A 22,336-nucleotide genomic window follows, 5' to 3' on the forward strand; every position below is an offset into this window, starting at 1 on the left:
ATTATGTCACTACGTGGCGAGAAATACAAATAATATGACTAGTTATGTACAAATAAAAAAATTTTAAAACTTTTGAAATATGTATATTCGACTTGTAAAGGAACTTTTCCTTCTCCATCGAAAAGTTTTATAAATATATTTCTATATTTATAAAACAAGGCACGATTAAAATCGTGCCTTGTTATTTTATTATGCAGCGTTTTCTACTAAGAAGTCTACAGCTTTACGCACTTTAAGATCTTCAGCTAAAGCGTCTACGCTTCCAAGAGCTTGCTTGATAGCGTCTACTGGCATACCGTACATTTCAGCCATTTTTTCAACTTCTGCAGTTACTTCTTCTTCAGTAACTTCGATGTTTTCAGCTTCAATGATAGCTTCAAGAACAAGATTGATTCTTACACGTTTTTGTGCATCTTCTTTCATTTGCTCTTTTAATTTGTCAGCGTCAGTACCTGTGAATTGGTAGTAAAGCTCAAGGTTCATACCTTGTTGGCTTAAACGTTGCTCGAATTCACGAACCATACGATCTAACTCAGTGTTGATCATAGCTTCTGGAATTTCGATTTCAGCGTTAGCAGCAGCTAATTCTACTACTTCGTCACGTACTTTGTGCTCAGCTTCGTGCTTTTTGCCTTCTTCTAAGTTTGTGCGAAGTTTTGCTTTTAATTCATCAAGAGTTGCAACCGCTTCGTCCGCTTCTTTAGCGAACTCGTCGTTTAACTCAGGAAATTCTTTTGTTTTGATTTCGTGAATTGTTACTTTGAATGTTGCTGGTTTGCCAGCTAATTCAGCAGCATGGTACTCTTCTGGGAATGATACTTCAACGTCTTTAGACTCACCAGATTTAAGACCGATTACTTGCTCTTCGAAACCTGGGATGAATGTACCAGAACCGATTGCTAGAGAGTAGTTTTCGCCTTTTCCGCCTTCAAATGCTTCGCCATCAACGAAACCTTCGAAGTCGATTACAGCTGTATCACCGTTTTCAACAGTTCCTTCTTCTTTAACAACTAGTTCAGCTTGACGCTCTTGTAAAGATTTTAATTCGTTCTCTACATCTTCGTCAGTTACAGTTGTTTCAACTTTTTCTACTGCTAAACCTTTGTACTCACCTAATTTAACTTCAGGTTTCACTGTAACTTTTGCAGTGAAGATAAGGTTAGCATTTTTTTCGAACTTCTCGATGTCGATTTCAGGATGATCAACTGGGAAGATACCAGCTTCTTCGATCGCTTCACCGTATGCTTTTGGTAAAATGATATCTAAAGCATCTTGGTATAAAGATTCAATACCAAAGCGTTGTTCGAATAATGGACGAGGCATTTTTCCTTTACGGAAACCTGGTACGTTAATTGTTTTTACTACTTTTTTGAACGCAGCGTCGATAGAGTTGTTTACTTCTTTAGCATCAACTTCGATTGTTAAAACGCCAACGTTACCTTCTAATTTTTCCCATTTTGTAGACATTTATTCTTTCCCTCCAACTATAATAATGTATGCACATACCTCTATAGATTAAGATCTTCATTATCTCTTTTTTGAAATAACAAATACACAAATAATCCTCTAGCAAAAGCTTTCAGATATAATGTTCCAATCTACTAATTGCCCAGAAGACAACTACGGTATATTTTGTTCGAGAATAATATGAAACATATTAAGTAAGAGAATTACACTTCTCTTCTCTTACAAACAGGCAGATTTCTGCCTTTTGCAACCCTTACATTATAACATAGAATATGCTCGTTTCAAGAACTGAACGATTCTTTTTCATAATTATACGGGCAAATATCCTTCTCTTTCAACACGTAATAACCATTGATAGGCAATATGAAACTCTTCCAATTCGATATTATATGCTGCCATAAGCTCTTCTTCATCTATAGCCAATCCGAAACGCTTTCTTCCAATTCTCTCTAAAACAGCTGACCAAATCTCTTCTTTATCCATTAATAGAGCGAATGGGAAAACGCTAATTTGCAACTCTTTCCAATATGTAACCATTGCTTCAAATATATCGGGATAATTTTGCTCTAATCGGCTTGATAATTTATGTATAATGTTATTGGATTGCTCCTCATTATGACCTGTAAATGCTGGAATCACCTTAATCGTATTTCCAAACTTTTCTACCTCTATTTCTTCTTCTACCTGACTTTCTATCATTTTATACAAAATAGAAGTTTTCAAATAGGGGTGCTGCTCTTCGTCTATTAAAAATTTCTTTAAAACAGGTAATGCAAGATCTAAGTCTTTTAACGAAAGTCGCTGAATCGCTCTTAGCTTCTGTCCAAAGTTTTCTCCAAAAATTTCATTAGTAAACTCATCCAATTCAAAATTTGAATCCACTAGCGATGCGTCTCCCTCATTTAGCATACCTTCTGCAAATAAAGCAAGCTGCGCTAATTTTTCCTTTTGATCAGGCATTATATCTTTCGTTTGTAAAACCTTTTCAACAGTTTCAATAACACCTTCATAATCATTTGTTTGAACTAAAATAGTTACGTACGTTTCAAGAATATCACCAAATAAGACAACTCCTGTTTTAAGCAACTGTTCACATTTGTCTTTCGCTTCTTCCATACGTTTTAATTCGAGTAAACAAATAACTGAAGCTAATTCCGTTTGTTCCGTTTCCGCATTATACTGACGTAATATTTCAAAGCAACGCAATGCATCTTCGAATTCCCGCTCTTTCAGCGCTAAAAAACCTTCATCAATATAGCGCTCTGATAGTTGTGGAAACAATACGACCGTATTTTCTTTTTTATCCATACGTCCGCCTCTTTTTCTTGATTTTAATTATGTTCAAAGTAAATATATCAAATGCGTAATGAGAACACAACATCCCTAAACTATTTGTTTTAAATATGAAAATATTTAATTTTTACATTCCAATACGAATAAATTTCTACTAAAAATTAAAATTGTACAAATAAAAATCCCCAGCAACAAGCGCAGAGGATTCATCATTAATGGAAAGCTTTTATAATTGTGGGGTATATTACAAGGGTAATAATTTGGAGAACAATAATTGCCATAACAATCATGCTAAAATAGAAGATTGGTTTACTTCGCTTCATTAAAAACATAATAATAAGCATCGTACAAGCAAACAAACTTAAGAAGAACAAACTTGTTGTCGAACTAAGTATACCACTTGGGACAAAGAACAATAACACTACACTACAAGTACCTATAATTCCAAATAACCATTCCATTCATTCACTCATTCCCTTTCCCTCTCATGGCTGTTTTCTCTAAGCGATCAAATGTTTCACAACATCAACTACATACGTTAATTTCTCATACGCTACAAATCCAAAAGCAACCGTTAAGCCCGTTACAACTAATCCTTTCATCATTTCTGCCTCCTCGTTTTATCGTTGTTATCTTCATTATAAAAGATTAGCAATTTCTTACCATCGAACTACCTTACAGTTACCTTACAGAATTGTAAGATTCCAAAAAGAGATTGAAAAACACCTCATATCGCTTGATGTGCTTTCACGGAATTTCTCTATAATCACTTGCAAAATTAACTTTTTTCTCTTGGTTATTTTTCAGCAAATAGACTCTTAAACTAATAGATTTACTAAATAATTTAGAATCAAAATAATTATTCGTTACTTTTCTTAACTTACCTTCAGATATTTTCGTATTACAAGAAAACAACGGGTGAAAATCGTGTTAATATATTTTTGTACAATTAAGAATTTAATTTACAAGGGGGATTATATATGTTTAAAAAAATGGCGGCAGATGTATTAGGACTAAGCGATGTAGGTTCTGTCATTACACCTAAAGACTATGATAAGGTCGATGCTGATGATTATGTGATGCATGAAGATGGGGAGAAAATTTATTTTCTAATTAAATCCAAATCAGATGAATATTGCTTCACAAACAAAGGGTTAATTCACTTAGACGGTACAAGCGCAACAAGCAAAAAACGTACACTGCGCCGCTATAGCTATAGCAAATATCAAATTAAAAACGTAGCACTTGAAACTGCAGGAACGATTGATTTAGATGTAGAAATTAAGTTTCAAATGGGCGATGAACATTACTCAATTGATGTTCATAAAAAACATATTGAAGAATTAAAAGATTTATATAAGGCTTTACTTAAAATCGAAGAAATTTCATACGACAACGATATTACATTACAATATGCACATAAAAGTTTAGATATGGCATCTAATGCCTTTAGCCGCATTTCAAACGCACAAGTAAATTTAGCAGAGCAATTTAAAGAAATGAACGAGATTGCCTTTAACTGGCTTGTTGATACGAAGAAACAATATAATGTGAAAGATTATGGTTTTGTCTTTGACAAGTTTATTAACAACTAATTTAAAATACACAAAAAACCTTGTTATCAAAAGATAACAAGGTTTTCTTAGCACCCCAGGAGAGATTCGAACTCCCACTCCGGCCATTTCCGTACTATTTTATATATTTTGATCGCAGTCTTAATATATCTTCGCCCTCGCGAATGCCTGCCGATCCCTTCCTCACATTTTTTACAACAGTCCAATTCGGGTTAGTTTCATCACCAATGTTCTGTACTGTAAAGTTGCCGTCACCATATTTTCGGTGACCTTCTGCCAATTTCTCCGTTAAATCATTCTCATTTGATCTCGCCATCTTTGCGCCATCTCCCTTTTTTATACGACCTTCTTAAACCCTCTAACCAATCACAGGTCCAGTCAATTGGAGATTCTCGTTTTCCGCTTCTATTAATTGTAACACACTGCCGGGGATAAGTTCCGATAACTGCTGCTCAATCGTACTAGAATGGTAAAGAGTTTGATAATATTATAAGTAAACAATTAAGAGAATCTGGATATGGTTTTCAATACGTGCATAAACCATTTGATGAGCCTGAACAAACAAATAATATAACTGACTAGCAAAGAGCGTTTTTAAGCGCTCTTTTTAATGCACTTTAATCTGTTGCATATACTCATTATCATATATCCCGTTATAATATTTTTAAACCTCTTGCACATACATCAATTTATAGACAAACAAAAAACCTTGTTATCAAAAGATAACAAGGTTTTTTTAGCGTCCCAGGAGAGATTCGAACTCCCGACCGTACGCTTAGAAGGCGTATGCTCTATCCGGCTGAGCTACTGGGACATGGAGCGGGTGAAGAGAATCGAACTCTCGACCAGAGCTTGGAAGGCTCTTGTTTTACCACTAAACTACACCCGCATATGTTATTTTCTTTTCTTCGTTAGCGCCGTTGCCCTATCGACAATATTTATTATATGTATAACCACACATAAAGTCAACACCTTTTTTAAAAGAGGATAAATTTTCTTATCCTCTTTTAAAAACTGCTTGTTCAACTAGTTGTCCGTCTAACGTTTCAAAACGAACTTCCATTTGATTTTCATCCATTTCTAATAAAGCAAATGTCTTTTCTACACGCTGACGTGGTAATAAAATACTGCCTGGATTAATAAATAAAACGCCCTCGATTAATTCCGCACCTAATACGTGAGAATGTCCGAAGCATGCAACTTGCGCTCCCACTTCTTCAGCATGGTACGCTAGCGTTTGTAATGTCATTTTCACATTATGGCGATGTCCATGCACTACTAAGAAGCGAATTCCATCTACATCAGTTACAATTTCATCTTGAAAGTTAGCATAATCACAGTTTCCTTTTACAACATGGAAACCTTGCAGTTCTTCATGAGCAGGCGTTAGCTCTGAATCACCGCAATGAATCATGATATCTACTTTCCCTTCATATTTCTCTTTCAACTGCTGTAATTCCTTCACAGAGCTATGACTATCGCTTACGATTAAAGCTTTCATCATTCTCTCTCCCTTATTCTCCTAAAAACCATTCCGGGATTTTTTCTTCTAACTTACGAAGAGCACGGCCACGATGGCTAATAGCATTTTTTTCATCTGAACTTAATTCCGCCATTGCTTTTTTGTATTCTTCCACATAAAAAATCGGATCGTATCCAAAGCCATTTTCTCCGCGGCGTTGTTCTAAGATAAATCCTTCACATGTCCCATTTACAATGACAGGCTTTTTATCACCTTCAGGGAAAGCAACTGCTAATGCACAATAGAAACGAGCTTTACGCTTTTCAAAGTCAACGCCATTTAATTCTTGTAACACTTTATCGATATTTGCTTGGTCATTTTTCGGTTCACCAGCAAAACGCGCTGAATACACTCCTGGTTTTCCATTTAAAGCATCTACAATAAGACCCGAATCATCCGCAATTACGATAGAATTCAACTGTCTACTCAAACTATCCGCTTTTAAGATCGCATTTTCTTCAAATGTTTCACCAGTTTCTTCGACTTCTTCAATATGAGGAAAATCGTGTAATGATTTCACTTCTAAATCAAATCGCTCAAATAACTCAGCAAACTCACGTACTTTTCCCATATTTTTTGTCGCTACAACAACTTGTTTCATACTTTCCACCTCTACTCTATATGAGATACGATGTCACCTAAAGCTTCTTTTTGTATATCAATCAGTTGGAAAATGCCTTTTTCCGCAGCATCAAGTAGTTCATTTAACTGCGCTCTACTAAACGTCGCTTCTTCTCCAGTTCCTTGCACTTCAACAAATTGGCCTTTTCCAGTCATAATTACGTTCATATCAACGTCTGCTTTAGAATCTTCTGGATAGTTTAAATCTAAAACAACACCTTGCTCTTCAACAATTCCTACTGACGTTGCTGCTAAATAATCTTTTACTGGAATTTTAGATACTTTTTCTGCTTGTAATAATTTCTCGAAAGCTAATACCATCGCTACATATGCACCTGTAATAGACGCTGTTCTCGTTCCACCATCTGCTTGGATAACATCACAGTCAATCCAAACTGTTCTCTCGCCAAGCGCTTCTAAATCAACTACCGCACGTAATGCTCGTCCAATTAGACGTTGAATTTCCATTGTACGTCCTGTTACTTTTCCTTTGCTTGACTCCCTAATTGTACGTTGTTCTGTTGCACGCGGAATCATCGCGTATTCAGCTGTTACCCATCCTTTTCCTTCTCCACGCATAAACGGTGGTACACGCTCTTCAATTGTTGCTGAGCAAATCACCTTTGTATCCCCAACTTCAATTAATACAGATCCCTCTGGATGTTTTAAATAATTCGTATGAATATGTATATGGCGTAATTCTGTTTTCTCTCTACCATCTACTCGCATAAAAATAACCTCCTCTTAATTACTACTCGTTAGTATAGCCAAATTTAAATGTATGATATGTATACAATAAAAGAAGGAGAACCCAAAAAGCAATTCTCCTTTCTTACTTAAGTATATCAAATTATTCAAGATTAAAAACTACCTGTATTCACGTTTTCTGGACGATCTACAGGTTTTATTAACTTTCCGCCCTTTTCATCTATAAGATTTGCTTTTCCATTCACTTCAATAGAAATATTTTTCACACCTTTCTTTTCTGTTAAAGATAAAACTAACGACTTCAATACGTAATTTGAGATCATATTTTTATCTGGGTTTACAAATATATTTTCATTAAAGTTTAATGTAAGATTTCCGTCTTGTAATTTCGGATTCGTAATAAGCTTAACGCCTGGATTAAAATCATTCAGGAGCGATTGATGAATCGGACCTTTTACAAGTTCATCTATAATTGCTGCATAATCATTTTCTTTTCCTTCCGCAACGCGGCGTGTGACTGGTACGTAGTATTGCTGTTTATTATTATTTTGCGCCATGAAATATAGTGTGACTGGTTTTGTATTCGTTACATCTGCTACTTGTTCATCATCGAAGTTAATACCATTTGCACGGCTCACTCCTTCACCAAGCGGTGTACCAGCAACCGGCATCTTCGCCAATTTCTCACCATTTATTTGGAACTGCACTTGTTTTATCTCTGTAAATTGCGTCAACGTCCACGCTATAGATTCAATGATTTGACGCTCTTCTTCTTTCGCATAGTTTTTCATTTCTTTAGAGAAATCAATAACTGCCGTCCCGTCCTTTTTCAAATCTAAAGTCATCGTTGTATTCGCCGGAATGACTGCACGAAACCCATTCGGTAATAAATTCGTTACCGGTCCATCTTTCACAAGGTATTCTAACGTTTGCTTCACAGTCTCATTTGCTTTCGGGGTAGGTATAGCTAACGTTTGTGGTACAACATAACCATTTTTATCAACAAGGTATAGTTCTCTATTTACCATTTGCCCTTGCTTATCTTTTTTAGCTACTTCTTTCTTCCCACCCTCTGTATACGTAACTTGTTTTGGCGGATCAATTTGTTCAGTTGCTTTCTCCTGATTTATAAAGCCACACCCTGTTAGTAAAACAGCGCTCACAGTAGCACCAACAACCCATTTAAAAGTGGATTTAGGCATGCCATTCCCCCCTAAAATCTAAGTTTGTACTATTATGTATACGAGCCGTTTCACATTTTAGAACAAGCTGTGCCTCTTATAAAGTGAAACTTTAATCAGTGGAGGGTCTAACTGCCCAGCAAATAGCAAGATAAAACAAAAAACTCCTGATTTCTCAGGAGCTCACCTATATGAATTCTACTATTATTCTTTTTCTAAATGAATATGCTTCACATTTTCAATCGGTTGACCGAACCATTTTGATGCAATTTCTTTAAACAAGCCTATTTTTCCCGTTGTTAAGAAGAGATGATCGCTTTGTTCTTCTCCTTCATTCAACATTTTACTATGATATAAGATTGTACTTACTTCACGTGCTGTTTCATCACCAGAACTAATTAGTTGTACTTTATTTCCCATTACTTTTTTAATAACAGGTCCTAAAATTGGATAGTGTGTACACCCTAATATAAGTGTATCAATATCGGTACTTTTCAGTGGTTGCAGCGTTTCTCTTACAACTTCATACGCCATTTCACTTTCGAAATTCCCACTCTCTACAAGTTCAACGAAAGGTGGACAAGCTAAACTTTCTACCATAACACGGTTATTAATAGACTTTAACGCCTCTTCGTATGCACCACTTTTCACCGTTCCAATCGTTCCAATAATCCCAACGTGATACGTGTTTGTCACTTTTAAAGCTGTACGTGATCCTGGGTGAATAACTCCTACTACTGGAATTGGTAATTGTTTTTGCATCTCTTCTAATACAACTGCAGTTGCTGTATTACACGCAATAACTAACATTTTAATATTTAAATCTAGTAAATGCTCCGTCATTTCCCACGTAAATTGACGCACTTCTTCTCGAGAACGTGGACCATAAGGACAACGTGCTGTATCTCCTAAATATATGATACGCTCTTTCGGCAACTGACGAATTAATTCCTTCGCTACTGTTAAACCGCCAACTCCTGAATCGATAACACCGATTGCTCTATTCAACTTCATCACCCGTTTTCTCATTCATCATCTTTTATGTTTATCATTATATTTTACACACTTTAAGTTCGCTCACTTCAAATGCTTCTGTATGAAAATTTTCATTTGCCCATGTATAGACTAGGACCTTTTTTATTTTGCTCCTTTTTTTCATAATTTGCAAGATAGAAAAATAACCGACCTTCTATAAGAAAGTCGGTTTCTTCTATATAAAATGCATATTCATTGCTCCATCTTTTTTTGAAAAGAAGACATTCCCATTAATAAGACGAAATGAACAGAAATTAAAATGACGATCAAAATAAAATTCAATCGATAACTATTTGTAGATTCCATAATTTTGCTTGCTACAGCTGGTCCGAATGCCATACCGAAAAAGTTAATTAAATTATATAAACCAAGGCCGACTCCAACTTTAGCTGGATTTAATGTTTTCGGAATAAATGTGTTTAATGATACTTGAATTGCCGAATAACTCATAAATGTTAAAATAACCGCAAATAAAATAAAGAGTAAGTTCCCGTCTGGAATAATCCCTAAAATTAAAAAGCCAATGATCATAACTACAGACGCTACATACATCATCCTCACATTCCCAAACGCAGGAATAATCTTTCCGGTAATAAAACTAGATACAATACCAAAGAGAGATGCAACAAACAATACAATTCCAATAACGAACGGAGACAATCCGTGCCCTCTTCCTAACAGTAATGGTAATAATAATAAACTAGCACATAACGCCACATTAATGATAAATCCGACCGCTATTAAACGCAGTAATGGTTTATTTGTAAACAACTCAATATCAATAAACGGCGACTCTGCTCTCTTCATATGAGCCTTGAATAAAAATAGGAAAGCAACAGATAACACAAAAAGCCAACTATTAATGTTCACTCCTAATAAAACGGTCGTAATCAATACAAATAATAAAAATGCTCCAATGAAATCAAAGTGGAACACTTCATCGGTATGTTGCACCTCTTCTGGCATAAATTTTACGAGCAAGAAAATACCAACCATTGAAATAACCATAAATAAAAATAAATACGGCCACCCTAACGTATTTGTAATTGCCCCACCAACTAAAGGTCCAATACCAACCGCTAATGCAATAGAAGAACTAATCATTGCTAACGCACCCGGTTTTTTAGCTGGAGCAACTAATTTAGCCACCGCAATCATACTAAGCGCAATAAACGCTGCTCCTCCGCTCGCCTGCACTAGCCTTGCGAAAATGATAATCTCATAAGATTGATTTACAAACCCAACAATAGAACCAGCTACAAATATGATAATAGAAATAATTAATAGCCTTTTTACACTGTAACGATCAGCCAGTTTTCCATATATCATCGAACCGATACCGACGACTAAAGAATACCCTACTACAACCCAACTTACTTTCGATTGACTAATTGATAAATCATTAGCAATATCCTCTAGCGCTACATTAAATAACACAGCGTTCATCGGTCCTAACAAAACAATAAAACATAATGTAAAAACAAACCATTTCGAATGGTTACTTATATCTTTCCCCATGTGTAACACTCTCCTGATTGCAATTTTAAAACTGTCAAACTATAGATAAAAAAATGAAGTTATTTAAATGTTGTATCACCACTAAACAACTTCATTAAATGTATAAATGGTGCTAATTTATCGCGCGATAAATTGGATTCGAAACGAAACACATATGTTGTTCGATATTCATGGAACTATCATAGTTTCAGCATTACAGTTTGTCAACGAAAAACATACAAAGTAAACTAATTTAGTATTTTTAGTTTACTTTGTTCAAAAGTTATTATACACTAATTTCGAAGCTGATATAAGGAGGACTGGCATGATTATTCAAATTTGCATTTTTTAACTTAATAAAATGAAACGAATACAGAACTTTTATATAGAAGAGACATTATAGGAGAATTATGATGAAGAAAAAAATGTTAGTTGTATTAACAAGCGTAGAAAAATACCCAAATTTAAATAGGGCTACCGGACTTTGGCTCGGTGAAGCTGTACATTTCGTAAAAAAAGTAGAAGAAGCGGGTTACGAAGTTGATTACGTCAGTCCACAAGGCGGTTATACACCAATTGATCCACATAGTTTAGCAATGGCGGAGAGCATCGATTGGGAATGGTACCAAAAGAAAGAGTTTATGAATCGCCTCGGTTCTACAATGAAACCAAGTGAAGTGAATCCAGAAGACTACGCTGTTATTTATTACGCAGGTGGTCACGGGGTTATTTGGGACTTCCCAGAAAATAAAGAACTTCAAAATATTAGCCGCAATATTTATGAAAACGGCGGTATTGTTTCTTCCGTTTGTCATGGAGCTGCTGGTTTATTTCATATTACATTAAGTAATGGGGATCGTTTAATTAGCGGTAAGAAGGTAACAGGCTTTTCAAATGAAGAAGAAAAATTAGCTGAATTAGATCAATTCGTTCCATTTTTAACAGAAGATGAACTCATTAAAAATGGAGGACTTTACGAAAAAGCTGCACAGCCTTGGGAAGCTTTTGCTCTAGAAGATAATCGTGTTATCACTGGTCAAAACCCAGCTTCAGGTGGTCCAGTAGCCGAATTAGTATTAAAACAGTTGCAAAAATAATATGTACTAAAAAAAGCAGATTTCCCTCTATTAAGGGAGATCTGCTTTTTTACGAAATCATTTGCAAAATAGCAATAACTTCTTTTTCAATTTCAGAATCATCAATTGCTTCTATATACTCTGGTTTAAAAAGTTGATACTTCTTTAATTGATAAAAATCAAGTATTGCTTTCTTTAAAGTAATATCGTACTGAATACAAAAAGAATGATCTATAATACGTCGTAACATCACATCATCTTGTACCATAAATAATTGTGCATTCATTTTATTAAAATAACCTTGTTCCATACCCGCTTCAAAAAACATTTGCAAATTATGATTACGATTTTGTTGTGCAGCGACTAATTGATCTGACAAATGCGGATATGCTTCTTTCAAATCTTGCAAAAAAACATCGGAAATATATGTCACACATTTTAAAGAGTGGATAAACGTCTTTTGGAAACGTTCTGCAAAAGACATGCTTTCATCTTGATTATCCGCATCACCTTCGAGTAGATAATTCATAAAATCCTCTACTACCGCCTCAATAATTTCATCTTTCGAAGAAAAACGTTTATATAAAGTAGCTTTACTAATATCCATATATTTCGCAATTTCATCTATTTTCAATTGGCTAAAACTCGTCTTTCTAATAACGGGCTTTATTTTATTAATATAAGTATTTGCACATGCGACTTTTCTCATTTAAAAGAGCCTCCCCTTTTGTCCATACAAAATAGTATAGCAAATTCACGAATGATTATAAATGAAGTTATTATACTCATTATGCTTTTTTAGTTTATTACATTTTCATATACTATACATAAAGAACTAGAATCCATTATCACCAACTGGACGGTTACAAACCAATTTTGAGGGGGGAATTTTAGGATAAAAATACCCACTACCTTTGTTAGTAGCGGGTACTTTTTCTATAATTTATTTACAGCCCTTTTTATAGCCTTACCTATTTCCACGCTCGACTGTGGATTTTGCCCTGTAATTAAATGCCCATCTACTACCACATGCGGCGTAAAATTAGGCGCTACATAAAACAAAGCTCCTTCTTCTTTCAACTTACTTTCTAACAAAAACGGAACGCGCTTTTCTAAATGTACAGCTTTTTCTTCATCGTTTGTATAACCTGTTATACGCTTACCGGCAACAAAAAACGAGCTATCCTTATTTTTCACACCGACTAAGGAGCTTACTCCGTGACAAACAGCCGCTACAATCCGGTTATTGTTATACATATTCTCAATCAAATTTGCTACATATGGATTGCCTGGAAAATCTACAATCGCCCCGTGCCCACCACCAAATAAAACCGCATCATAATCCGAGAAATGAACATTTGAAATCGGCCTCGTATTTTGTAATAAAGAAGCTACATGCTTGAATTCGCGAGGTATACCATTCGGAATAGACACTCTATCTATAGGTACTCTCCCGCCTTTTATTGACACAATATCAACATCAAACTTAGCCTTTTTAAATAAATGATAAGGAGTTGCGAGCTCTTCAAGCCACAAACCAGTCGGGTGTCCATTCATATCATGAGCACTTGTTGAAACTAACAGTATCCTTTTCAACATATCCCCTCCTTATTACCTATTTATGTATGGAGTGTTCTTATCATTCATATAGCAAGTGAAGCAAACAAAAAAATAGCCGACTCTTTGTATAAAAAGTCGGCTGCTTTCTTATAGTTCGAGCTCTCCCATACGAAGAAGCTCCACAACTGCTTGTGAACGTCCTTTAACCCCTAGCTTTTGCATTGCGTTTGAGATGTGGTTGCGAACTGTCTTTTCACTTATAAAAAGTTCACCTGCAATTTCCTTCGTTGTTTTATCTTGAACCAGTAATTCAAATACTTCTCTTTCTCTCTTTGTGAGTAAAGGTTTAGATTGATACGCTTTTTCCTTCAACTGGTATAACCCTCCTTGCTTAAGCCAGAGCTGTGTATGTGTAAGTTGGGTGTTTATTTAGTCAAGATATTGTATGAACGAAATGTGCAGGTGGTGAATGAAAATGGGCTTTATTTCCTATGTTATTTTAGACTTTTATACAGTGCGTACACTCCTTTTATCCACTTACTTTCCAACGCGCCATATTTGTTCTAGCAATATACTTACAACCGTACCTACAAATAAACCATTACCGAATATATATTGCATAACAGACGGCAAGGATTGAAGTGCTCCAGACGGTAAAAACATAACGCCGCTGCCAAATAATACTGCAACGCCTAAAATCGTTACATTCCTTTCACTCATCGGCACTTGTTTTATATTATTAAATCCAATTCCAATTAACTGTACGAACGAAGCCATTAAAACAGCCGATGCGACAGCAGATGGTAAAGATGCTAAGTAACGAATAATACTTGGAAAAAGAGACATTACGACTAGTAACGCACATGCCATTAAGAACGATCGTATATACTTTTGTTTTGTTAAACGTATAAATCCTGCCGTTGCTGGTAACGGAACGACACCTACAGTTGAAAATACAGAAGAGATGATATGTGAAATCCCCCCAACCCATGTTCCATCTTTCAACTGTTTTTGTTCAATAGTCGCTTTATGAATAGTTGCTTGATTAATTGCTATAATAGCTGCCACCGTATTCGAAACTAAAATACATACCATAACGAAACTTGACACAGCCATACCTGTATTCCATTTTGGAAGTCCCCAAGCAAATATATGTGGAAGTTGCACAAAATGAGTTACTTGAGATGGGATTGTCACTTTTCCTGCAATGAGAAAAATAATCCACCCACTAATTAATCCTATTAAAACTGCATAACTTTTGACAAAGCCTTTTCCGAAATTAGATAGTATAATAACGAACAAAAATATACTAAACGCGATCATTGCTGTAAATCCGTCGATTTGAGAAATAGTAGCTGTAATTCCTAACATTCCTTTTAAAAATACACCACTTAATTGTAAACATAATAAAAGTAAAAACGTCCCTGTCACAAGCGGCGTAAATAAAAATATAATACGTCCTATAAAACCAGTTACTCCTAATCCTATTAAAATAACACCGGAGATTATCATTCCTAATTCTAAAATTTGCAGTGTACTATGTAATTGATCCTGTCCGGCCGTTGCATAAGCAAGTACGGTAAATACACCAACCCAAGATCCAGCCGGCCCATCCGCAATTGGCAGTCTATGCCCAAGCCAGCCTTGTAAAAAAGAAGATATACCAACTACAAAAAACGTACGCTGCATTAAATAAAATATTTCTTCCGTCGTAAGATGAAATAATCCGCCAACGACAATTGGTAGTGCGATTGAATTTGCTAATAAAAATATAAACCATTGCAAAGTTCCCATAATATGATTTTGGTTATGTTGATTGTCCAAAATTTTCATCCCTTCTAGCTTTCCTATAAAAAATATATTGTAAGAATAAAAAAGAAGAGTTCTAGACTTACCATTAGAACCCCCCTCAAAATATTTAAACGATTCTTCTACACAAGATTATTTAATTCCACCTCATTTAAACTTCCAACAACAATATTTCCTTTATACACGACTAAACGTTTTTCTGTTTGACGCGCTACTGCTTCAGCAGCGCATGTCGCATTTGTCAAAACAAAACTCGCTTCATCCCCTACATTCGGCCATACTCGCTTCCCTTCATTATTTAACGTTTCTTTTCCTCCTGTAATAAAGCGAAGTGCTTTTCCTAAAGACCTTTCGTCACTCCACCCAAAACGCTCTGCTAATCGATTCGCCTTTTGAAGCATATCACCTGTTCCAAACGGTGACCAATGATCTGTAATACTATCATTTCCTAATGAAACCTTAACACCATTTTTATCTAATAACGGAATTGGGATTACTTGTTTACCAATTGGTACCGTTGAAGTAATATCAATATTTACATTTGCGAGTCTTTCTGCCACTTCTTCAGCCTCTTTATCAGTAACACCACCAAGTCCAAGTGCATGACTAATTGTTACACGACCTTGCCATCCTGCTTCTTCTGTTAAACTTGCCAATCTCTTCATCGTAAATGTTCCAAGATTATTCGCATCATGCAAATGAATATCAACATCCGCATTAAATTCTACTGCGATATCCATAATTGTATGTAATGATTTTTCAATATCATTATCCACTGTAGCTGGATCTACGCCTCCGACTAGATGAGCACCCATACGCATCGCATCTTTCACGAGTTGCACAGAATTACTGCGCAATAATCCATGTTGCGGAAACGCAACAATTCTACTAGACACTCGATTTTTATATGTTTCTAATGCCGCTAACGTCGCCTCCAAATTACCAAGCCCAATAATTGGATCAACATTACAATGCGTTCTAATATTCGTTGCACCATTTTGCAGTAGTAACTCTAGCATATTTTCCGCTCTATTTTGGGCAGTCGCTAATTGCTTTGGTAAAATTTTTTCTTCTTCATTAAAACGTGTAAAAATACTTTCTGCTGGCATACAAGCTTTCCAAGGACCACTATAATATGTCTTATCAATGTGAATATGCATCTCTTCGAAAGCGGGCAAAATTAATAAACGATTAGCATCAAGAATGAGTACCCCTTCCTCTTGAACAGTCCCTGCTATAATTTTTTTAATTCGTCCCTCTTCAATAAGTAAACTACATAACTCTGTTTCTGTTTTTGAAATTCTCCCCTCTTCATATGTATACCCCGATTCAAGCGTTACATTAGTCAACCAATATACCGTCATCTCTATTTCCCCACCCTTTATTAAAAGTTACCTCTTACTATAATTTTAATATCAACTGAAAATTAAGACAATTAATATGACTGTTCCCTAAAAAAATGTCATACAACCTCATAGTCTCCTCATAGATTTCCATATAGAATAGAAGTATAGAGTTTGCTATAAAAAGGAGTGTATTGGAAGATGTCAAAAAGATTATGTAAATCCGAAACTGATAAAATGCTATTTGGTATATGCGGTGGTTTAGGAGAATATTTTGATATTAGCTCTACTCTCATTCGCATACTTTGGGTCATTGCAGTTTTATGTTTTGGGACGGGGTTTTTAGTTTATTTTATTTGTTTATTACTTATGCCACGCTCTTACTAATAACATTCTTTCATATATTTGAGCATAGTGTATACAAAATCCCCTATAGATTTTTCTATAGGGGATTTTTTCATGAAGAATATTTCATCGTTAAATGTAATACCGCCACTTCTTCTTCTTCATTTTTATAAATATGCTTCTTATTCGCTTCAAATTGAATGGAATCAAACTCATTTAATTCATATACATCATTCTCCACTTGAATAGACACTTTCCCTTTCATTACCGTTACAAGCTCAATCGCACCTTCATGATGAGCTTCTGGTTCATATATACTATTTGATCGTAAACAAGCACGGTGCATTTCCATCCCTGTTTCTTTCGTATAACGGAACATCGTTTCTAAATGCCATGCTTGTCCTACATCTACTGCAAATCCTTCTCCACAGCGCGCGACGGCTACTGGTTCTCCAAAAACCATTAATCTAGATAAAGGAATTGATAACCCTTTCGTTATTTTCCAAATGACAGCTAGCGTCGGATTTGTTTCCCCTCTTTCGATCTTTCCTAATGTTAATTTACTAACTCCTGTTTTATGAGCTAATTCTTCTAAACTTAATTTCTGTTCATTTCGAATTTGTCTCAATAACTGTCCAACTTGTTGAATGACTTCTTTCGTTTGCATATCTTCATTTTCTTTCATATATAAAACCACCTCAAAGTATAAAATAGTTTACTTTTATTAAATTAAAGTATATCATACTATACATAATTATTTATTTTCGAAAGGAGTGCTATACTTCATGCGCGCAATTTTATTAGGTCTTTTATCATCGGCCTTTTTTTCTGCAACCTTTATTATTAATAGAGCAATGAATGTATCTGGAACGAGCTGGGCTTGGACAGCTTCCTTCCGTTTTTTATTTGCTCTCCCTATTTTATTCCTTATCGTTTTATTTCGCAAAAACTTTAGGGGATTATGGAAAGAGTTAAAAAAACATCCATTGGCGTGGATCGGATGGGGTTCTGTTGCCGGTATTGGTTTTTATTCTTTATTAAGTTTCGCAGCTGTCTTTTCTCCAGCTTGGCTCGTTGCTGGAACTTGGCAAGTTACGATTTTAGCTGGTTTACTACTATCACCACTATTTTTTGTGAAAATAGAAACAAAATCAGGTACGAAACTTGTACGTGGAAAAATTCCACTTCGTAGCTTATATGTTGCTTTATTTATTTTACTTGGTGTAATTTGTATGCAAGCAACTGCCGCAGGCCATATTACAATGACTCAGTTCATTTCAGGTTTTTTACCTGTCGTATTAGCCGCTTTCTTATATCCGTTCGGTAACCGAAAAATGATGGAGCTTGTTGGCGGACGCCTTGATACGTTCCAACGTGTATTAGGAATGGCAATTGGAAGTCTTCCTATAACAATTTTGCTTGGTGTATACGGATTTTCTACTACGGGTATTCCAACATCTAGCCAAATGCTTCAAGGATTTTTGTTAGCATTATGTTCCGGCGTTATTGCAACGATGACATTTTTCTTTGCTACTGACTTAGCAAAAGATAACCTGGCTTTACTTGGAGCTGTTGAAGCAACACAAGCTGGAACGATGGTCTTTACCGTACTTGGAGAAATTGTTTTCTTGAATGGTTCGTTTCCTGGCGGGCTTTCCCTACTTGGAATGATTATTATTATGTTAGGAATGGTTGCAAATAGTATTTTAAACCGATCTATTCCAGCCGTTAAACAGAAAAAATCAGCATAAAAAAAGAGTATGGTTCTATAGAGATGAACCATACTCTTTTTTATTGTCCCCCTATTTCGCCTTATCAGAATAGTATTTCATTGGCTGTTTATACTAAAACGTATGTTATAATACGTTTCATGCGCATTAATAGGAGGTAAATTATGTTAAAAAAAGCAATCGCTGAATTTATTGGTACCTTTGTACTTGTATTATTCGGAACTGGAGTAGCTGTCACTGGCGGCGGAATCGAAGGAATTGGAACATTAGGAATCGCTATGGCTTTCGGCTTATCTATTGTAGCTATGGCATATAGCATCGGAACAATCTCTGGATGTCACATTAACCCAGCAGTATCAGTAGCTATGTTCATCAACAAACGCATGAACGCTATGGAACTTTGTTATTATGTATTAGCTCAAATTTTAGGTGGTTTATTAGGAACTGCAACGTTAGTAACAATTTTAAAATCTGCTAAAACACCTTTAGATAATTTAGGACAAAATGGTTTCGGAACTCTTGGTTTATCTGGAGCATTTTTAGTTGAGTTCATTTTAACTTTCGTATTTATTTTAGTTATCGTCGCTGTAACAGGTAAAAAAGGAAGTTCTTCTTTAGCTGGACTAGTAATTGGTTTCACATTAGTTTTAATCCACTTATTAGGAATTCCGTTAACTGGAACATCTGTTAACCCAGCTCGTAGTATCGCACCAGCTTTATTTGTTGGTGGAGAAGCACTTTCTCAACTATGGGTATTCATCGTAGCACCAATTCTTGGTGGTATCTTCGCAGCTATCGTAGGTAAATTCATTTTAAATACTGAAAAATAGAATTTTCAATATTTATGAATAAAAAAAAGCGAGCCCTCATTATGAGGAAGCTCGCTTTTTTATTCTTTCATTTTAGACTTTAAATTTGTAACTAATTGATCTACCGTTACATTTGCAAGCACGTTTTCCATCGCTTCTTGCGCTTGCATTAAAATAATTTCTAATACTGATTGAATATTAGCTCCTACTGGACATTCAATGTTGGGATTTTCATGGAAGGAAAATAGCTGTCCTTCTTCTACAACTTCCACTGCTTTATATACATCAAGTAATGTAATTTCTTCTAAATCTCGAGCAAGTGTCGTACCACCTTTACCAGCTTGTACATCAACAAGTCCTGCTCTCTTCAACATTCCTGTAATGCGACGAATCACAACTGGATTTGTATTCACACTACCGGCAATCCATTCAGAGGTACAGCGAGAGTTTCGATCTATCGCAAGTAATGTCAGCATATGAACACCTACTGTAAAACGACTACTAATCCCCATCTGCACACCCTCCTTTTTATTCATTCTATTAAAAGACGACTCTTATTATTATATACTATTTTTAATTTATACATAAAGAAAAAGCATGATTTCAATAGGAAATCATGCTTTTCTCTCATTATTGACGCTTTATAAATTTCGCTAAATCTTTAAATTTCACTTTATCTGAGTAATTCATTACGCCATTTACGTAAATGCGGCTTGTAACAGCATTTAATATCGCAATTGTCGCCAATAAGACTGCTAATGTTATCGTAATTTCTAGCATACCTGCTTCACCAGCTACAATACGTGAGAAGGTAACCATCGGTGTAAAAAATGGAACGTAAGAACTTACAACAACGATAGTACTATTCGGATCACTTAATGATTTAATACTAATGAAGAATGCAGCCATAATTAAAATCATTATCGGGAAAGATACAGCTTGTAAATCCTCCGTCTTAGACACGACAGCTCCAGCAGCAGCATACATCATTGCATAAAGTAAATATCCCGTAATGAAATAAACAAGAAACATGCTTACAACCTTTGCATCTAATTTCGTAAAGTCAATTGGAATACCCAATAGTGAGGCACTTTCTAAATCGACCCAACCTAACAAATATGGAATAAGATAACCACACGCCAATATGACAAGTTGCAATAAAGCCGTTGAAACAACCGCTAAAATTTTCGCATACATCATCGTAAGAGGTTTCACTTTCGGAAGCATTACTTCCATTACACGTGACGCCTTCTCAGATGCAATATTCATTGCGATTGTATTTCCGAACGCTACAATAAACATATATAAAGCAAATGTAAAGAAATAGGCAATTCCGAAAGAAGATGTACGATCTTTTATCGCTTCTTGCTTTACTTGAATTTCTGTTTGTAATTGCTGTGCAATTTCTGGTGAAACATTATTTTGGGCAATTGTCACCATCGTATATTGTTGCTTTAAATATCCTGCCATAATTGCAGAAGTTGCTTGGCTTGGAAATCCATTATACATATATGTAATCGATGGAGCCCCACCCTTTTCCGTCACATGGAATAGACCATCTAAATCGCCTTCTTCTACTTGCTTATGCAGTTTATCAAAATCATCCTTTGAACCAAGTGTTATTTTTGCTGATGGCAATAACTTATTTAGCTCATCTTTTTGTACTTTATATGTGGAACTCTCTACTACAACTGCAATTTTATCTTTATCCTTATTTTTATCATCGCCTGAAGTAAAATGATTAAATGCAAAAATCCCAAACACAACTAAAAATAAAATGGCACTCGTAATTAATGATTTTTTAGATAAAAATGCTTCCCTAAAATAAAATGAAAATACGTGAGAAAATTTACGCATCGTTATTTCGCCCTCTCTACAAAGATTTCATTTAACGTCGGCTCTAACATTTTGAATTGTCGTAAGCTAACACCTTGCTCTTGCAACTGTTGCAAAATCTTGAGAGCTTCCGCATCGTCTTGTACTTTCACATAAAGAAGGCCTTGTTGTTTTTCATACGATACATGTATAGCTTCTAATCCCTTTTCATTCTCTACTGTATCTTCAATCGTTAAATTACGGAAACCGTATTCTTTCTTAATATCACTTAGCTGTCCTTTTACGACTGCTTCACCTTTTTTCAAAATACATACATGTTGGCAAAAAGCCTCTACTTGTTCCATACGATGACTTGATAAAATAATCGTCTTTCCGCTCTGTACTTGTTCTTCAATAATACTAGCTAACATCCCGGCGTTAACTGGATCAAGGCCGCTGAATGGTTCATCTAAAATGAGAAGTTCCGGATTATGAAGAAGAGCAGCAATTAATTGGATTTTTTGCTGATTCCCTTTTGAAAGCTCTCCAGCCGTTTTAAATTTATATTCTGGTATCGCTAAACGCTCTAACCAATGATCAATAGCTTGATCTACTTCTTTCTTCGACATTCCTTCTAATCTACCAAAATATCGCAACTGATCTATTACTCTACTTTTTGTATATAAACCTCTTTCTTCTGGTAAATACCCAATTGTTACGCCACTATCCCCAAATGCTTTTCCATCCCACGTAATCGTACCTTCATTAGGCGTTAATAATCCGAGAAGCATTTTGATTGTTGTTGTTTTCCCTGCACCATTTCGTCCAAGTAATCCTAGTACTTCACCTTTTGGTAACGAAATTTGCAAACCGTTAACTGCTTTTGATTCCCCAAATTGTTTCGTTAAGTTTTGAATTTGTAAACTCAAAGTATAAAGCCTCCCCTTTAGT

General features: G+C 35.4%; 24 protein-coding genes and 2 tRNA genes. 5 read left to right on the top strand and 21 right to left on the bottom strand.

Annotation, left to right across the window (positions count from 1 at the left end):
- Positions 1-189: 189 nt before the first annotated feature.
- The 3 genes from tig to ACS2FK_RS04015 all read right to left on the bottom strand — a co-directional run bounded on the left by tig (position 190) and on the right by ACS2FK_RS04015 (position 3,221).
- Complete coding sequence (gene tig / locus ACS2FK_RS04005; RefSeq protein WP_063548704.1) at positions 190-1,467, bottom strand: trigger factor; 1,278 nt, start codon at positions 1,465-1,467, stop codon at positions 190-192.
- 309 nt (positions 1,468-1,776) lie between these two features.
- Positions 1,777-2,775, bottom strand: coding sequence for a hypothetical protein (locus ACS2FK_RS04010; RefSeq protein WP_000358255.1), 999 nt, complete (start codon positions 2,773-2,775; stop codon positions 1,777-1,779).
- A 197-nt stretch (positions 2,776-2,972) separates the two neighbouring features.
- Positions 2,973-3,221, bottom strand: a complete 249-nt coding sequence (locus ACS2FK_RS04015; protein ID WP_001983650.1) for a hypothetical protein — start codon at positions 3,219-3,221, stop codon at positions 2,973-2,975.
- A gap of 519 nt (positions 3,222-3,740) precedes the next feature.
- On the opposite strand from ACS2FK_RS04015, the gene ACS2FK_RS04020 reads away from it, so the two are divergent.
- The gene (locus ACS2FK_RS04020) at positions 3,741-4,355 is read left to right on the top strand and encodes a PH domain-containing protein (protein WP_000473872.1); all 615 of its coding nucleotides are present in this window, start codon (positions 3,741-3,743) and stop codon (positions 4,353-4,355) included.
- A gap of 94 nt (positions 4,356-4,449) precedes the next feature.
- Here ACS2FK_RS04020 and ACS2FK_RS04025 read toward each other — a convergent pair whose 3' ends face one another.
- From ACS2FK_RS04025 to ACS2FK_RS04065, 9 genes are all read right to left on the bottom strand, one after another.
- Positions 4,450-4,650 (bottom strand): hypothetical protein, encoded by a 201-nt coding sequence (locus tag ACS2FK_RS04025; RefSeq protein ID WP_000124460.1) that lies wholly within the window; start codon positions 4,648-4,650, stop codon positions 4,450-4,452.
- A gap of 424 nt (positions 4,651-5,074) precedes the next feature.
- Positions 5,075-5,148: transfer RNA gene (locus ACS2FK_RS04030), tRNA-Arg, on the bottom strand.
- 1 nt (position 5,149) lies between these two features.
- A tRNA-Gly gene (locus ACS2FK_RS04035) sits at positions 5,150-5,223 on the bottom strand.
- Positions 5,224-5,331: 108 nt separating this feature from the next.
- On the bottom strand, positions 5,332-5,835 hold the full coding sequence (locus ACS2FK_RS04040) for a metallophosphoesterase (protein ID WP_000645488.1): 504 nt from the start codon (positions 5,833-5,835) through the stop codon (positions 5,332-5,334).
- A gap of 13 nt (positions 5,836-5,848) precedes the next feature.
- Entirely contained in the window at positions 5,849-6,457 is a 609-nt protein-coding gene (locus ACS2FK_RS04045; RefSeq protein WP_000815949.1) for an XTP/dITP diphosphatase, read from the bottom strand.
- 11 nt (positions 6,458-6,468) lie between these two features.
- A complete protein-coding gene (gene rph / locus ACS2FK_RS04050) occupies positions 6,469-7,206 on the bottom strand; it encodes a ribonuclease PH (RefSeq protein ID WP_063548706.1) in 738 nt (245 codons plus the stop codon).
- A 131-nt stretch (positions 7,207-7,337) separates the two neighbouring features.
- Positions 7,338-8,387: a spore germination protein GerM gene (gene gerM / locus ACS2FK_RS04055; RefSeq protein ID WP_001126743.1), complete on the bottom strand. Its 1,050-nt coding sequence runs from the start codon at positions 8,385-8,387 to the stop codon at positions 7,338-7,340.
- Positions 8,388-8,570: 183 nt separating this feature from the next.
- Positions 8,571-9,380, bottom strand: coding sequence for a glutamate racemase (gene racE, locus ACS2FK_RS04060; RefSeq protein ID WP_016512279.1), 810 nt, complete (start codon positions 9,378-9,380; stop codon positions 8,571-8,573).
- 213 nt (positions 9,381-9,593) lie between these two features.
- On the bottom strand, positions 9,594-10,919 hold the full coding sequence (locus ACS2FK_RS04065; RefSeq protein WP_000513864.1) for an MFS transporter: 1,326 nt from the start codon (positions 10,917-10,919) through the stop codon (positions 9,594-9,596).
- A gap of 392 nt (positions 10,920-11,311) precedes the next feature.
- Here ACS2FK_RS04065 and ACS2FK_RS04070 point away from each other — a divergent pair, with 392 nt between their 5' ends.
- Positions 11,312-11,995 carry a type 1 glutamine amidotransferase domain-containing protein gene (locus ACS2FK_RS04070; RefSeq protein WP_000728514.1) on the top strand — a complete coding sequence of 228 codons (684 nt, stop codon included), beginning with the start codon at positions 11,312-11,314 and terminating at the stop codon, positions 11,993-11,995.
- A 49-nt stretch (positions 11,996-12,044) separates the two neighbouring features.
- Here the strand turns inward: ACS2FK_RS04070 and ACS2FK_RS04075 are convergent, their stop codons facing one another.
- The 5 genes from ACS2FK_RS04075 to ACS2FK_RS04095 form a co-directional block, all read right to left on the bottom strand.
- Positions 12,045-12,683 (bottom strand): TetR/AcrR family transcriptional regulator, encoded by a 639-nt coding sequence (locus tag ACS2FK_RS04075; protein ID WP_029443378.1) that lies wholly within the window; start codon positions 12,681-12,683, stop codon positions 12,045-12,047.
- Positions 12,684-12,910: 227 nt separating this feature from the next.
- A complete protein-coding gene (locus ACS2FK_RS04080) occupies positions 12,911-13,573 on the bottom strand; it encodes a type 1 glutamine amidotransferase domain-containing protein (protein ID WP_063548708.1) in 663 nt (220 codons plus the stop codon).
- 108 nt (positions 13,574-13,681) lie between these two features.
- On the bottom strand, positions 13,682-13,906 hold the full coding sequence (gene gerE / locus ACS2FK_RS04085) for a spore germination transcription factor GerE (RefSeq protein WP_000659484.1): 225 nt from the start codon (positions 13,904-13,906) through the stop codon (positions 13,682-13,684).
- Between the two features lie 165 nt (positions 13,907-14,071).
- Entirely contained in the window at positions 14,072-15,367 is a 1,296-nt protein-coding gene (locus ACS2FK_RS04090) for a purine/pyrimidine permease (RefSeq protein ID WP_063548710.1), read from the bottom strand.
- Between the two features lie 98 nt (positions 15,368-15,465).
- Positions 15,466-16,707, bottom strand: a complete 1,242-nt coding sequence (locus tag ACS2FK_RS04095; RefSeq protein ID WP_063548712.1) for an amidohydrolase family protein — start codon at positions 16,705-16,707, stop codon at positions 15,466-15,468.
- Positions 16,708-16,887: 180 nt separating this feature from the next.
- On the opposite strand from ACS2FK_RS04095, the gene ACS2FK_RS04100 reads away from it, so the two are divergent.
- Positions 16,888-17,073 carry a PspC domain-containing protein gene (locus ACS2FK_RS04100; RefSeq protein WP_000044337.1) on the top strand — a complete coding sequence of 62 codons (186 nt, stop codon included), beginning with the start codon at positions 16,888-16,890 and terminating at the stop codon, positions 17,071-17,073.
- A 70-nt stretch (positions 17,074-17,143) separates the two neighbouring features.
- On the opposite strand, the gene ACS2FK_RS04105 is transcribed toward ACS2FK_RS04100, so the two are convergent.
- The gene (locus tag ACS2FK_RS04105) at positions 17,144-17,716 is read right to left on the bottom strand and encodes a helix-turn-helix domain-containing protein (protein ID WP_000661921.1); all 573 of its coding nucleotides are present in this window, start codon (positions 17,714-17,716) and stop codon (positions 17,144-17,146) included.
- Positions 17,717-17,816: 100 nt separating this feature from the next.
- On the opposite strand from ACS2FK_RS04105, the gene ACS2FK_RS04110 reads away from it, so the two are divergent.
- On the top strand, positions 17,817-18,782 hold the full coding sequence (locus tag ACS2FK_RS04110) for a DMT family transporter (protein ID WP_001201639.1): 966 nt from the start codon (positions 17,817-17,819) through the stop codon (positions 18,780-18,782).
- A gap of 143 nt (positions 18,783-18,925) precedes the next feature.
- Positions 18,926-19,591 (top strand): aquaporin, encoded by a 666-nt coding sequence (locus tag ACS2FK_RS04115; RefSeq protein ID WP_000913213.1) that lies wholly within the window; start codon positions 18,926-18,928, stop codon positions 19,589-19,591.
- Positions 19,592-19,650: 59 nt separating this feature from the next.
- Here the strand turns inward: ACS2FK_RS04115 and ACS2FK_RS04120 are convergent, their stop codons facing one another.
- From ACS2FK_RS04120 to ACS2FK_RS04130, 3 genes are all read right to left on the bottom strand, one after another.
- The gene (locus ACS2FK_RS04120; protein WP_000512998.1) at positions 19,651-20,082 is read right to left on the bottom strand and encodes an Rrf2 family transcriptional regulator; all 432 of its coding nucleotides are present in this window, start codon (positions 20,080-20,082) and stop codon (positions 19,651-19,653) included.
- Between the two features lie 118 nt (positions 20,083-20,200).
- Complete coding sequence (locus tag ACS2FK_RS04125) at positions 20,201-21,427, bottom strand: ABC transporter permease (RefSeq protein ID WP_001224989.1); 1,227 nt, start codon at positions 21,425-21,427, stop codon at positions 20,201-20,203.
- 2 nt (positions 21,428-21,429) lie between these two features.
- Positions 21,430-22,314 carry an ABC transporter ATP-binding protein gene (locus ACS2FK_RS04130; RefSeq protein WP_000058130.1) on the bottom strand — a complete coding sequence of 295 codons (885 nt, stop codon included), beginning with the start codon at positions 22,312-22,314 and terminating at the stop codon, positions 21,430-21,432.
- Positions 22,315-22,336: the final 22 nt, after the last annotated feature.

The organism is Bacillus cereus group sp. BceL220, assembly GCF_051776965.1.
GTDB lineage: Bacteria > Bacillota > Bacilli > Bacillales > Bacillaceae_G > Bacillus_A > Bacillus_A cereus.